Below are 13,547 nucleotides of genomic sequence, written 5' to 3'. Positions count from 1 at the left end.
AAGGACTTCTTCCCTTGATGAGAAGCAATATTTGATCTTCGCTCCTCTAGTCCTTTCCATAATTGTTATCTTTGCCCTTTCTTAAAACCTCAGCAATGGAATTGAATACACTAACCGCTATTTCCCCTGTGGACGGGCGATACAGACGAGTCACCAAGAATTTGGCAAATTACTACTCTGAATTTGCATTGATCAAGTATAGGGTTGAAGTGGAAGTCGAATACTTTATCGCACTGTGTGAATACCCATTGCCCCAACTTCAAGAGGTCTCATCAGAAAAATTCGAGCCCCTAAGGGACATTTACAGAAACTTTACTGAGGCTGATGCCGACGGGATCAAGGAAATTGAAAAGACCACCAACCACGATGTGAAAGCAGTTGAATATTTCCTAAAAGAAAAATTTGATGCACTCGAGCTTCAACAGGTCAAAGAATTCATTCATTTCGGGCTTACCTCACAGGACATCAATAACACCTCTATACCGCTCTCCCTTAAGCGCGGCATGCACGAAGTATTAGAACCCGCCATTGTTGAAGTCCATGCATTGATAGAAGAAAGGGCTAAAGAGTGGGCCAATGTCCCTATGTTAGCCAAAACCCATGGACAACCCGCATCACCCACCCGCTTAGGAAAAGAATTAGCTGTATTTGCCACACGGATTCAAGAGATGCTCGTCCAATTAGGCGATGTGCCTTTTGCTGCCAAATTCGGTGGAGCAACGGGTAATTTCAACGCACACTCCGTGGCATATCCAGCCCAAGACTGGCATGCCTTTGGCGACCATTTTGTAAGTGAATACCTCGAGTTGAAACGGAGTCATCCGACAACACAAATCGAGCATTACGACCATCTTGCCGCGCATTTTGATGCTTTGAAGCGAATCAATACCATTCTCGTCGACTTCTCCAGAGACGTTTGGCAATACGTGGCCATGAATTATTTCAAGCAAAAGATCAAAGCAGGAGAGGTAGGATCGTCTGCGATGCCACACAAGGTAAACCCGATCGATTTTGAAAACGCCGAAGGAAATTTTGGTGTGGCAAATGCTCTTTTTGAACACTTATCGGCTAAGCTTCCGATCTCAAGACTACAACGAGACCTGACCGATTCCACTGTACTGCGGAATGTCGGCGTACCCATTGCACATACCTTAATTGGCTTGACCTCCCTCGTGAAAGGGATTGGCAAGCTCGAGTTGAACGAAACAGCGATAGAAGCTGACCTAGAAGATAACTGGGCAGTCGTGGCAGAAGCCATTCAGACCATTTTGAGACGTGAGGGCTACCCAAAACCTTATGAAGCATTGAAAGGACTTACCCGAACGAATACGAAGATCACTGAGGTCACCATCAAAGAGTTTATTCAAAGCCTCAACGTATCAGAGGATATCAAAAAAGAACTAAACCAAATCACCCCCTTCAACTACACAGGGCAATAAAAAAGCCCCTTGCGGGGCTTTCAATTTAATTCTTTTCAACCATCATGTCCTGCTTCGGATTGTATTCAAGCAATGGATTATATAGCAATCTATTTTGCTCGAAATCATATAAAGTCAAGTTGCGAAGCTCATAATAGGCATCCCAATATTGTTGCAATGCATTGATGTACGAACGAATCGATGAATCCTTGGATGTTCTTGCGTTGGTCAGGTCAAGGATACCTACTTTACCCGCTAGATAACGTCCGTTGGTGATCTCGAAACGTTTCAAAGCAATTTCTTGTCTCTTCTCGGCAATTTCGATTTGCTGACGGATCTGATCAAAATTTCGAACTGCATTGGTGATCTCTTGTTCAAAGTTGATTCTGTTTTGTTCAATGTTGAAGGTAGTCAACTTCTGTAACTCCTGCGCTCGGTTCATTCTGGCCTTATTCCGCCCACCATCTAGAATCGGCATGGTAAAATTCAAGCGGAAAGTTCCCCCAGTCGCTAAGTTGTCTGGATCATAGACTCCGTTGATTTCACTTGATTGCGCTGAGTTGTAACCAAAAGAAGCCGAAACAAACGCGTTAAATCGCTGCGCTCGTGCCTCTGCTACTTGACGTTCAGCATTAAGCTTTTCAATTTGAAAATCCAAAAACTCTGCTCTGTTTTCCTTTGCATACTTCAAGGCATCTTCTACTTCGATGAAAATATCTGGCACCTCTTGAGGAACGACCAATTGAAGATCAACGTCATCGGTTAGACCAATGAAGTTCCTTAAGTTCAAGGTTCTTGATTGCACATCTAGTCTCGCTTGTTGGGCTTCTGCTTGGGCAGTCAAAAGATCTGCTTCTGTTTGCAAAAGCTCATCCTCAGTTGTCGAACCAATGTTAAAGCGTCCTTTTTCCACATTATAAATGGTATCGTTCGCTGCTTCGTTCTGCAGTGCAATCTCCAAGTTCTTTTGTTCAACTAACAATTGGAAAAAGAGTCGTGCAGCTGTTCTAGACGCATCTTCAATGTCTTGAACAAATCTTCTTTTCGACTGCTCATATTCCAACGGTGCGGTTTGTCTGTCCCATCGGAATGGGTTGACAGCGAAGATCGGCTGTGATATGGTGATACCGAATGGGTCACCCTGGTAATTCGAAATATCTCCTTCAAAATCATCGAAACGGGCTAAGTTCGTTTCCACGGAGATAGTGGTATTCGTCCAAGGCAGTACCTGTTGCAAGCCAAGGGCCATGTCCACATTATTCTGGTTTACCTGGCGGAACTGTACGTTACCATCTGGTTGCGTTACGGGTATCGCTCGGTTGATGTAATTTGGAAGAGTTCCTCTCAACAAAAGCTGAGGCTTCAATTGCGATTGAAATACTCTGTACTCCCAATAACCTAATGTTCTTCGGGTTTCTGCACTCTTGGCACTACGCGAATTCTTTTTCGCCAGCTCGATCACCTCGTCCAAAGTAAGTACACGTGTTCCTTGTGCATTTAAATTAAGCGCAAAAAGATACAGTAGCGCTGTTAAAAAGACCTTTTTCATATGTAGTGAGTTTTATTCGTGTCTTAATGATGTGATTGGATCTTGAGAAGCTGCTCGCTTTGCCGGTGTGATCCCAAAGACGAGACCCACAGTGGCTGCCACACCAAATGAAATAATGATGGATCCAAAGCTTATTGCGGTTGGGAAATCAGCTAATGAAGAAACCGCATAGGCCAGTACAATGCCAAGGATGACACCTACTAATCCTCCCGAAACCGAAATCATCACTGCTTCAAAAAGAAACTGCATGACGATGTCAGCCTTTTTCGCCCCTATGGACAGACGTAGTCCGATCTCTTTGATACGCTCCATCACCGAAGCGAGCATGATATTCATGATACCAATACCTCCAACCAAGAGAGAAATAGCTGCAATAGCCGCCAATACAATATTGAAAATGTTCTGGGTGCGTTGCTGCTGCTTCAATAATAACTCGGGTATAGTGATCTCAAAATCAACCACTCCATAGTGTCTTCTTTCCAACATACGGGCCAAGACGTCCGCCGTTGGGTTTAACTTTTCGGATTCTGCAACTTGAACAACCAGTCTATCAATTTGGTGGTAGTTACTCGGCTTTGATTCCTCTTCCTCAGGTTCCATCGGATTAACGAAACGCATCCAGAATGGAGCAGAAGAGCTTCCAAAGTTCTTCTTTAGGCCTGACCCTGTTACCAAATCTCTGTTTACATATCGAATCAAAACGGTTTGAATTGGAGCATAAACATCCATGTTGTAATCACGAATACCCAAGTTTGAGATCGCTTTGTCCGAAATGAATCGCTCTTTTAACACACCGATCACTTCCAACCACTGATTTCCTACCTTGATCTTTTCACCGATAGGATTCTGACGTGGGAAAAATTTAGTCGCTATGCCTTTACCAATGATACATACAGGAAGACCAGACTTGAGCTGTTGTTCATTGAACATTTCACCGTCTAACAGTTCAAAGTTGGCCACATCAAAGTAGCTAGGCTCCACCCCGACAAGTTTAGAGCTTCTGCGTACACCATTTTTGATGATATAGGATTCGAGTAAGATCTCCGGACTAAGCTTTTGAACTCCCGGGATATTCTTCCGAATGCTTTCAACATCCAATAATTTAAGACCAGGAGAAAATTTGTTTCCTTCTTCCTCTTGGTCACCACCCAATTTTTGCTCGACTTGTTCGATGTTGGGTTGAATAATGATGTTGTTGACACCCACCAACTCGATCTGTTCGAGGATCTCACTTTGGGCACCATTCCCAATAGCGAGCATGGCAATTACCGCTGCTACACCGAATATGATACCCAAGGCGGTCAAAAGTGAACGAACCTTGTTGGCTATTACAGCGTCAAGCGCGATGTAGAAATTCGACAATAAATTCTTTTTGTTCATCATGATGATCGAATCTGCTTATTGCTGACTTCCTCTGGCACCGCCTCTACCGCCGCCGCCACTGAATCGCTTCATCATTTCTTGAGCCTGCTTAGGATCGGTTATTCCTCTCTTCTTCAAACCCTCGATCATTTGAGGTGACATTGGTGTACCGTCAGGCATTAACCACTCTTCTTCGTTTAATGGATTCTCCGTTACATTCGGCTCGTATTTCTCATTACGGGTTCCATTCAATTCAGGAATCAAGACCGGCTGCTTATTCTCTATACCATCAGGTCGAGACAAATACAACACATCTCCTTCTTCCACTCCCATTTCGATCACGGCTTCGTTACTGTTCGTAATGCCCACTTTCACTTCTTGCAGTGTTCCATTCTTTTTGATGACGTAATTGATGGAATCGTTGTAGGTGTTCAAACATTCCAGTGGAATGTGTATGACGTCGTCTAATTGCTCGGTAATGATCACATTACTTGTGGTCATGGCTGGACGCAAATCCGTATCTCTTTCATTCAGTCTAACCTGAACTTCAAAAACTTTCGCATCTGAATTAGGATTTTGCTGACCTACTCTAGCCACTCTGATCACCTTACCCGATAACTTCTTGTCAGGGAATGCATCCAGGCCAATTTCCACTTCTTGATTAGGCTTTACTTTACGAATATCCACTTCGTTGATAAAAGTGGTCGAAAGCATACTAGACAAATCAGGTAGTTCGGCCACTCTTGGGTCCCAAACACTGATTTGCGCCCCTTCTGTTACGCGGCTTCCGTTGTTCTTGGCATAGATCACCATGCCATCTTGCGGTGCATTGATCGTGAAATCCTGTAAAAGCGACTGCATGCTTGCATAACGGCTTTGTCTTCTTCTTAAGTCGGCCGTCTCTTCGATCATTTTTGCTTTTGCCTGTTCTTTCTTAAGACCATAATTCTCTATGGCTCTTTCTTTATCTCTTCTGAGCTTTTCTAACTCGTTCTGATATTTTTTGATTGTTGCTGGTGGCTCGTACTGTGATTGCTCTAGTTGCAATTCTTTCTCAGCAATTTGATAATCCAAATTGATCAATTTATCTCTTTCGCCTCTTAGCGTCAATGCCGTATCGATCTTGGCATTATCAAATTCTGCTACTTGTGCATCGAGTTGTTCTTTCTCTTGCTGGAGTTTGTCGTAAAGCTCTCCTGGATCAAGCTGGGCAACAAACTGGCCTTGTTTTACCTGTGTACCTTCTTCTACGATCGACTGAACAGACATTTGTCTGATTCCAAAATCTCTCGCCGTAGCAGGACCTAAAATATTTGTTGAGCGCTCAGCAGAGAGCTCCCCAGTGGTGGTAACTTCAACTGTGAACTCACCTCTTTCTGCAGTGGTAAATAATGAGGCTCCTTCCTCAGCCTTAGAAGGATTAAATATATTCACTGCAATGACAATGGCTGCTACCACTACTATACCGAAAATGATCAGCTTTTTCTTCATGACAAAAATCTTATGTTGTTTGCAAAATTATTGCGTTGGTTCTTTTCATTATCCCCATCTAAAAAACTTTGTCGCCTCTCAAATAATAGAAAGTCGTTAAATCGTCCCCGATGGAGAACGCTAAGAGAACATGCTATTTTTTTAAATGTTTTACCGTTCATGTACTTTCCAACACACTAGTTGGACGCCCAGAAAGCCCCCTTGGTTTAGTCAATCCGACCGAATTACAAGAGCGGTACATACGTATTTCCAGCTGGGTAATAAGCATTTAGGCGGTTTCCTTTTTGTATTGATTTCATTTCTATCTTTGCCCAAATAATTCGAATGAAAAAGCTCATCAGTTTTGTGCTGCGGCATGTGCCAAGAAAACAGCTGCAATATGTCAGTCACTACGTGCTGCGGGTGATGAGTCTTTTCATGAGAGGCAACGCCGTGGAATGTCCCATCTGTGAGATCTCTTACCGCAAATTTTTGCCCTACGGAAGGCTGAAGCCAAGGGAAAATGCGTTATGCCCAGATTCACTTTCCTTAGAACGACATCGATTGATGTGGCTGTACCTGAAAGAACGTACGGATTTCTTTTCGGAAAATTTGAAGCTGCTCCACATAGCACCTGAGCTATGTTTTATTAAAAAATTCAAGTCCATGCCCAACATCGACTATACAACGGCTGATCTCGAAAGTCCTCTTGCCGATGTGAAAATGGATGTGCACGAGATTCCCTTTGACGATAATACGTTCAATGTGGTCTTTTGTAATCATGTAATGGAACATGTTGAAGATGACATCAAGGCCATGTCTGAAATCCATCGGGTACTGAAGCCCGGCGGCTGGGCGATCATTCAATCTCCACAGGACTACAGCAGAGCAGAAACATTGGAAGACCCAAGCATCACAGACCCAAAGGAGAGAGAGCGTGTGTATTGGCAAGATGATCACGTGAGGCTCTTTGGTCTCGATTATGGCAAGCGGCTTGAAAAAGCCGGCTTTAAGGTCACTGAAGATCGCTTTGTGATGGAGATGGACCCCGCCAAGGTGAAGCGATATGCGCTTCCAGCACAAGAGATCATTTATTTTTGTGCAAAAGGCTGATCACCCCTTGGCCGTAACCGTTCAGCGATTAGCCCCATTCCGTAAGCATAGAGCTGGATAAAACTGGTCAATACACTGAGCAGTGCAACATGCAGACTTTTGGTCTTGAGGGTACAATCAATAAAGATCAATCCGAAAAATACAGCCAAAACGGCCCCACCAATGCTAAATAGGTCTTGCTGCCAGAAAAAGGTACTCAACCAACCCCAAAGCCCGAGCGCAAAAAACAACGGCAACAAATGCACGAGTTTGATCTCTCCAGGAAAAAAGCGGTTCACGTTTATTCGTGCGCGGCCAAAGAAATGAAGCTGCTTATAAAATTGTCGCAAACTGCTTCTTCGTTTGTGGTAAACAAAGGCGCGCTCGATCAATGCGGTCTTAAATCCTGCATTGATGATGCGAATACTAAATTCTAGGTCCTCTCCCATGCGAGTAATCTTATAGCCTCCGGTCGCCTGATATACTGCTTGGGATATCCCCATATTGAAGCTCCTTGGGTGAAAGGTGCCGATGTGTTTTTTTCGACCTCGAATACCTCCTGTGGTAAAGGGCGAGGTCATGCTATAACTGATCGCTTTTTGTAAGGAGTTAAACTCAGGGTGGGCTTTATCCGGTCCTCCAAAGGAATCAACTAGCTTTTCGTCAAGATAATCATCCACTTGCTGGAGGTACTCCTTAGGTATCAGGCAATCGGAATCGAAGACAATTAAAAATTCTCCTTTAGCGCGCTCAAAGCCGTAGTTACGAGCAAACCCTTGTCCTCCATTCTCCTTCTGATAATAGTGAACGGTGAGTGTGGAAGCATAATTAGCAACGACATGCTGACAGGTTTCCTTTGAACCATCTTCAATGACCAATACTTCGAAATGCGGATAAGTCTGTTGAGTCAATGAGTGCAGCAACTCATCAATTTCATTGGGGCGATTGTAAACAGGAACGATAATGGAGTACAGTCTCATTGATCAATACCGATGGTATCTTCAAAGATATAATCCTTTTTGGAGTTGAAATTCATGGCCATCATTTCGCCAATAAACCCTGCTAAAAAGAGTTGTACACCAATAATGATGGCGATCAGCGCAATGAAAAACAGCGGTTGATCAACAACTTCTCGGTAGACTGCACCTTCTAAGATATAGATGGCCTCAATTTTTTTCCAGATCATCCAAAGCACTGCTGCGAAACCTGCCAGGAAAGAAAACGTGCCTAAGGTGCCAAAGAAATGCATAGGCCTTTTCCGGTATTTCGACACAAAAGAGATACTGATCAGATCAAGAAATCCATAAATGAAACGCTCCAATCCAAATTTTGTAGTGCCGTACTTTCGAGCCCTATGCTCCACGACCTTCTCGGTGATCTTCGCATAACCATTGCGCTTGGCCATGACCGGAATGTACCGATGCATTTCCCCATAGATCTCCAAACTCTTTACCACCTTGCTATCGTAGGCCTTTAATCCACAATTGAAATCATGCAATTTAATGCCGGAAATGATGCGCGTCACTCGATTGAAAAACTTCGAAGGAATGGTCTTTGAGATTGGATCATGCCTCTTTTTCTTCCAGCCAGAGACTAAATGATTCCCTTCTTTGATTAATTGGTAGAGTCCCGGTATTTCATCCGGGCTATCTTGCATATCGGCATCCATCGTAATGACCACTTCAGCATTGACTTGCCTAAACCCTTCATTCAAAGCAGCAGATTTGCCATAATTTCTATTGAAACGAATGGCCTTCAATGGGTATTGATCTTTCAGTGAAGTAATCACTTGCCAAGAGCTGTCTGTACTCCCGTCGTCAACCAAAATAAGCTCATAAGAAAAGCCATGCGAGTTCATCACACGGCTTATCCATTCTAATAACTCTGGTAAAGATTCTTCTTCGTTAAAGACTGGTATTACGACAGCTATTTGTTTCAATTTCTTAATATTCTTCCTCTTCGTTCTTCATGATGGCCGAAACAATGGCCCCAAAGATAAGTCCTGCGAATATAGCGCCAATAACACTTGCGATGGCAACAAATTCTGCCGTTTGGAAAAACTCTAACCAGCTTGGCATTTCTTGCCCTTCAGGTGGAGCACCGAAAGGACTTTGCTGTGCTTGTACCTCTTGCTGCCAAGCCAAGAACTCGGTGTCGATCATCAAGTAGGCATATTGAATGACAGAACGTACCAACCCACCGATCAATGCGATCATAAAGGCAATACCAAAGCCTTGGCCGAAGGAAACAAAGCCCTCATTGTCTGTCCTAAACTCCTTGATCCCCAAGACAAACGCACCAATGACTATTGTCCACGAGACCGCAATACCTGCAAAACCCAAATTGAGTCTAGCCACGGCAGTGATGATAAACACGATCGCACTGACGAGGCCAAAGATCAAGCCCCATTTTCTGCTGTAAGCTCCTTTATTAATTTCTTCTGACATGTTGTTTACATTAATGGTTGATGATTTGAATGTACTGATTTTTTCAATAAGTATAAGTGAAGACATTCTGAAACCGTCATTAAAACCCTTGAACGACCCTATTGACAGATAAGCGTTTAAAATCAGCGTTGATTTGTTCGGAAAACAATGCTGATGACAGGGGTCAAAAAGAATCCGATCAATGTTCTCTTCAAGAAGACATCCAAGACCAGTTGCGACTTGGTGATGGACTTTACATTATTGACCTGGGTGGCCATAAAAGTATCAGGATCCTGATCGATATTCTCAGTCAGGATCTCTCGGCGTGAGGTTAGGTCTTCAATAGCCAACTGAATATAGGTTTCGATAAAGCTGGGATCGATCACGTAAACGAAAACGGCATAAGCCAGCGCATAAAAGCCAGCCATGATCATGAAGCATAAAAAACCAACTGTCATGCCGTGATAAAAGCGTAGCTCATTTTGGTTTCGGTTCACCTTGAAATCTCTGATGGCCAGCACAAGAAAAAATCCAATGATCACAGCGTCGAGCAAGAAAGAGATCAAATTACGCCACGGTTGTTGATCAAGCCAATAAAACACAGCAAAGGCAATGACCATCATGAGGCCTCCAGCGGCGCCATAATTCCAAACGACCTTTTTTACCCCAGGATGGACCTTCATGTAAACAATTCGAACTGTTGTTGATTGACAATGGCCCAGACCTTGCCTGTTAATTCTTGATTCCACAAAGGTGAGTAGCACGACTTGGAGCGATTGGTCGATGCATCTAATGTCCATTTGGTCTCTCCATCAAAGATGGTTAACTCTGCTTTCGCTCCTACCTCGATCTTTAGGGGATCAAGGCCTACTATTTGTCGTGGATTAGACGTAATGGCAGGAATAATCTGATCAAGTTCCGTCCCAAATACCGAGTTCAAAATAGGCCAAAAGCCTTGTAGGTTATTGGTGCCGAATTCAGCCAGATCAAATTCGAGCTTTTTACTTTCCTCGTCATGAGGCTGGTGATCTGAGACCACAGCGTCGATCACACCATCTGTTAATCCTTTGATCAAAGCTTGTTGATCTGCTTTTGTTCGGTAAGGTGGATTTACCTTTAAGTTGGTATCATAGCCTTCAACGTCATCTTCTGTGTATAGCAAGTAATTGACGCCCACATCACAGGTCACTTGAAGTCCGCTTGCTTTTGCTTTGGCGATCAGGTCAACACTTTCCTTAGCAGAGACCATGCTGATGTGCAGCTTTCCTCCTGCATATTCCAACAGTTTCAAATCTCTTTCGATCATGATCGTTTCTGACAAAACGGGCATGCCTTTGAGGCCCATGACAGTACTGATCGCTCCTTCATTCATATGAGCAAATGCTGTTAGCATATTATCTTCTGCCCGGTTGATCAGGGTGCCGTTAAACTTTTGCACGTATTGCAGCGCCTTGAGCATGATGTCAGTATGCCATATGGTTTCGATTCCGTCTGAAAAAGCGACTGCTCCAGCTTTTTGTAGGTCGATCATTTCAGTTAAGTCCTTTCCTTCTGCACCTAGCGTTACGGCCGCACAAGGCAGAAGATCGATCGTTTTGGACTTGCTGTTTCGGCTGATGTACTGCACGCCCCCCTTTTGGTCAACAACCGGATTGACATTGGGCATAAGTAATATTTTAGTAAACCCCGCTGCCATCGCTGCCTCGGCCCCACTATCCAAGTCTTCTTTATGCTCAGCACCGGGATCGTTGAAATGAGCCCGCATATCGACCCAACCCGTACTGACCTTTAAACCATTTCCTGAAATGACTTCTGAAGCATCATCAACGAGGTCTTTACCGATCTGTCGAATGACTCCGTCAACAATATGAATATCCAGTTTTTCTTTGTGATGAGGAGAATGAGCGTCTAAGATCTCGGCACTCTTGATGAGCAAGTTCATGCTACAAATATCGGATTAATATTATTTCTAAAAAAAGGAAAAGTAAACCAAGGGCTAAAGCGTACTTCCAGAGGGAAATACCCACCAAATTGGCCTGTAGCTCAGTAGCAAAATCACCAGTGCTAGCCGCCACAATTTGCTGCACATTGCTGCTTTCAGTCAATTGTGTAAGATAAGAACCTACATCAGGGTTGGCTATTGATTCCTGTTGTGCTTCATTGAAAGACATATAACCGAAGTCGGCATCACCACTCTTGACCCGATAATTCCCAGCCACGAGCTGATCTTTAGGAAAGCTCATGATGAGTTGGCCATTGTCCACCCGTTGATCGGGCGTTATGGTCACTTGTTCTCCAACTAACTGAAAAACACGTCCCGCTTCACTTGGAGGTAATGGAAAAGTAACCACTTCGCTGTCTGTGTAATTGTAGAGATTAGCAAAATTACGTTGACTCCCTAAGGCCAAACGATAGAATACCGGAACAAAAAGGGCATGATTGACAAAGCTGGTCAGCTCGGTTTCGAAAGGAGTTGTGAACATGAATAAGTTGTTTTGACCGGCCACCTTGGAGAGAAAAGGCCTCCCATTCAAATACGATAGCAGATCATACTCCGAGTTCAACAACCGATAGGAGGTGGTGCCAAAGGGCATTTGCATATTTATATTCTCTTCCTCGAAGACACCGTCAAAAAAGGGATTCGAAAAATCAGGCGATTCAAGAACAATGCGCTGATCGTCGTCTGCCAATAAACGAATGCCAAGCGTGCCTAGAGTTCCTGCAGACATCCCTAGGGCCGGGATGATCGTGACATTCGCGCCATTGCTTAACACTTCCTGCAACTTATTATTCAACTGATTGGAATAATCCGACACGCCATTGACAATGACCATATCAGCATTGTCCAGTACTTGTGTATTCAAGTTTGCTGCTGAAGTACGATCAAAATTGAAGTATTCATTGTCTTCAAAAAGGTCAGAGATAAAACGAGATGAAGAAGGACCAAAGACTTCCAGCACCTGGGTTTGCTGCAACGAATTAATGCTCAAGAAAAACTCGTTATCAAATAACACCGTAGGATCCTCCAATTCCAGTCGTATTTGATCCAATGACGTCTGATCCTTCGATATCTCAAATACGCCTTCACCTATACCGTTTACATCGACAGAAAGCGTTCCTGACAACCTGTCCTCAAAAAAGACTCGGACGGTGGTGGTGCGTTCCTCTTGGTTATTTGAACGCAAATTGATCTTCAACTGATTAGAAAATGTGCCTGATAAGAATGAGTTTTCTAGGTATACCGTGTCAATGAATAGGTTTTCAGACAAATCATTGAGCACCGGTACCAAGTAGTATTGGTTAAGAGAATCGAATGCAACACCACTGGCGGGCTTCTGAAAATCAGAAATTAAGTAAACATCGCCCTTTGCGTTGTTTGCATTCACTCTGCTCAATACCTCGTTTAAGGTTCTGCCTGTCGCCACCACATCGGTTTCAGCCAACAGGTTACCGAGACTTTCTTTCGTATACTTCGTCTGTAATGAATTGGCGTAGCTGTTTTCGATAAAATGAAAAGCAGTTCCGTCGGGGTATGCAGACAAAATGGCTTGAGCATATTTCACCGCCTCATTAATTCTACTTTCCCCTTCTAATACATTTTGAAGGGCGGGTGCGTTATCGAGATAGATGATCACCTGCTCGGCCGAATCATCCAACTGTTCTGATGAGCGTAACGTAGGCTGGGCGAAGGCCAGAACGAGGCAGATAACGGCAAGTATCCGTGAGAGTAAGATCAGCAACTCCTTAGGTTTCCGTTTAGACGACGTCTCTTCCTTTACCTTTTTCAGCAGTGCCGTATTGGAGAACACCACTTTCTTGGTCTTTCGCAAATTGAATAAGTGGACAATGATTGGGATGATCACCAATCCCAAGAAGGGTAACACGGCTGGCTGATCAAAAACAAGTAGGGCGAAAAGGCTAAGTACCAATCTTGAAGATTTTAGGAATGATGTAACAGTTTTTCCCCATTTGGAGTGTCACAGAAGCAACATAATTAATTACTAGAGAAATAAAAAAAGGTTCTACAGGTAAGGTAAGGAAGTGCAAAAAAAGCCAGCACTAAGAACAAAGAAGGCGTTACAGTTTCCCTATTTAAGAAACACTGGCGCATAAAAAAACCCTGAAAGTTTGAACGATCAGGGTTTAATAAAGGTCTGGCGACTACTTACTCTCCCACCTTTTGAGGCAGTACCATCAGCGCAAGTGAGCTTAACTTCTCTGTTCGGAATG

At 43.7% G+C, this 13,547-nt stretch carries 11 protein-coding genes and 1 rRNA gene; 2 read left to right on the top strand and 10 right to left on the bottom strand.

What is annotated here, in order from left to right; genetic code table 11:
- Positions 1–95 precede the first annotated feature (95 nt).
- Entirely contained in the window at positions 96–1,439 is a 1,344-nt protein-coding gene (gene purB, locus AC2D6U_RS00060) for an adenylosuccinate lyase (RefSeq protein WP_484718891.1), read from the top strand.
- A gap of 25 nt (positions 1,440–1,464) precedes the next feature.
- Here the strand turns inward: purB and AC2D6U_RS00055 are convergent, their stop codons facing one another.
- From AC2D6U_RS00055 to AC2D6U_RS00045, 3 genes are read right to left on the bottom strand one after another with little or no spacing between them, the layout of a single operon-like run.
- Positions 1,465–2,967, bottom strand: a complete 1,503-nt coding sequence (locus tag AC2D6U_RS00055) for a TolC family protein (protein ID WP_484718890.1) — start codon at positions 2,965–2,967, stop codon at positions 1,465–1,467.
- A gap of 12 nt (positions 2,968–2,979) precedes the next feature.
- On the bottom strand, positions 2,980–4,347 hold the full coding sequence (locus AC2D6U_RS00050) for an ABC transporter permease (protein WP_484720569.1): 1,368 nt from the start codon (positions 4,345–4,347) through the stop codon (positions 2,980–2,982).
- A gap of 18 nt (positions 4,348–4,365) precedes the next feature.
- Positions 4,366–5,820 (bottom strand): efflux RND transporter periplasmic adaptor subunit, encoded by a 1,455-nt coding sequence (locus tag AC2D6U_RS00045; RefSeq protein WP_484718889.1) that lies wholly within the window; start codon positions 5,818–5,820, stop codon positions 4,366–4,368.
- A 324-nt stretch (positions 5,821–6,144) separates the two neighbouring features.
- On the opposite strand from AC2D6U_RS00045, the gene AC2D6U_RS00040 reads away from it, so the two are divergent.
- Positions 6,145–6,912: a class I SAM-dependent methyltransferase gene (locus AC2D6U_RS00040; protein WP_484718888.1), complete on the top strand. Its 768-nt coding sequence runs from the start codon at positions 6,145–6,147 to the stop codon at positions 6,910–6,912.
- On the opposite strand, the gene AC2D6U_RS00035 is transcribed toward AC2D6U_RS00040, so the two are convergent.
- The 7 genes from AC2D6U_RS00035 to rrf all read right to left on the bottom strand — a co-directional run.
- Positions 6,891–7,871, bottom strand: coding sequence for a glycosyltransferase family 2 protein (locus AC2D6U_RS00035; protein ID WP_484718887.1), 981 nt, complete (start codon positions 7,869–7,871; stop codon positions 6,891–6,893). The two genes, AC2D6U_RS00040 and AC2D6U_RS00035, sit on opposite strands and share 22 nt — an antisense overlap.
- Positions 7,868–8,830, bottom strand: coding sequence for a glycosyltransferase family 2 protein (locus AC2D6U_RS00030; RefSeq protein WP_484718886.1), 963 nt, complete (start codon positions 8,828–8,830; stop codon positions 7,868–7,870). Before AC2D6U_RS00030 ends, AC2D6U_RS00035 begins: the two co-directional genes overlap by 4 nt.
- A 4-nt stretch (positions 8,831–8,834) precedes the next feature.
- On the bottom strand, positions 8,835–9,338 hold the full coding sequence (locus AC2D6U_RS00025) for a DUF4199 domain-containing protein (protein ID WP_484718885.1): 504 nt from the start codon (positions 9,336–9,338) through the stop codon (positions 8,835–8,837).
- A gap of 122 nt (positions 9,339–9,460) precedes the next feature.
- Complete coding sequence (locus AC2D6U_RS00020) at positions 9,461–10,000, bottom strand: DUF4199 domain-containing protein (protein ID WP_484718884.1); 540 nt, start codon at positions 9,998–10,000, stop codon at positions 9,461–9,463.
- Complete coding sequence (locus AC2D6U_RS00015; RefSeq protein ID WP_484718883.1) at positions 9,997–11,259, bottom strand: dihydroorotase; 1,263 nt, start codon at positions 11,257–11,259, stop codon at positions 9,997–9,999. The genes AC2D6U_RS00020 and AC2D6U_RS00015 overlap by 4 nt, the downstream gene beginning before the upstream one ends.
- Before the next feature lies 1 nt (position 11,260).
- Positions 11,261–13,246: a BatA domain-containing protein gene (locus AC2D6U_RS00010; protein ID WP_484718882.1), complete on the bottom strand. Its 1,986-nt coding sequence runs from the start codon at positions 13,244–13,246 to the stop codon at positions 11,261–11,263.
- A 223-nt stretch (positions 13,247–13,469) separates the two neighbouring features.
- A 5S ribosomal RNA gene (gene rrf / locus AC2D6U_RS00005) occupies positions 13,470–13,547 on the bottom strand; the annotation flags it as partial.

The sequence above is a fragment of the Roseivirga sp. YIW32 genome (assembly GCF_057219245.1).
This window is presented reverse-complemented; position numbering and strand designations above follow the sequence as displayed.

Excerpts from the sequence above, each read along its gene's own strand:
- purB (WP_484718891.1), top strand. The coding sequence starts at position 96 with ATGGAATTGAATACACTAACCGCTATTTCCCCTGTGGACGGGCGATAC.
- AC2D6U_RS00055 (WP_484718890.1), bottom strand. The coding sequence starts at position 2,967 with ATGAAAAAGGTCTTTTTAACAGCGCTACTGTATCTTTTTGCGCTTAAT.
- AC2D6U_RS00050 (WP_484720569.1), bottom strand. The coding sequence starts at position 4,347 with ATGAACAAAAAGAATTTATTGTCGAATTTCTACATCGCGCTTGACGCT.
- AC2D6U_RS00045 (WP_484718889.1), bottom strand. The coding sequence starts at position 5,820 with ATGAAGAAAAAGCTGATCATTTTCGGTATAGTAGTGGTAGCAGCCATT.
- AC2D6U_RS00040 (WP_484718888.1), top strand. The coding sequence starts at position 6,145 with ATGAAAAAGCTCATCAGTTTTGTGCTGCGGCATGTGCCAAGAAAACAG.
- AC2D6U_RS00035 (WP_484718887.1), bottom strand. The coding sequence starts at position 7,871 with ATGAGACTGTACTCCATTATCGTTCCTGTTTACAATCGCCCCAATGAA.
- AC2D6U_RS00025 (WP_484718885.1), bottom strand. The coding sequence starts at position 9,338 with ATGTCAGAAGAAATTAATAAAGGAGCTTACAGCAGAAAATGGGGCTTG.
- AC2D6U_RS00020 (WP_484718884.1), bottom strand. The coding sequence starts at position 10,000 with ATGAAGGTCCATCCTGGGGTAAAAAAGGTCGTTTGGAATTATGGCGCC.
- AC2D6U_RS00015 (WP_484718883.1), bottom strand. The coding sequence starts at position 11,259 with ATGAACTTGCTCATCAAGAGTGCCGAGATCTTAGACGCTCATTCTCCT.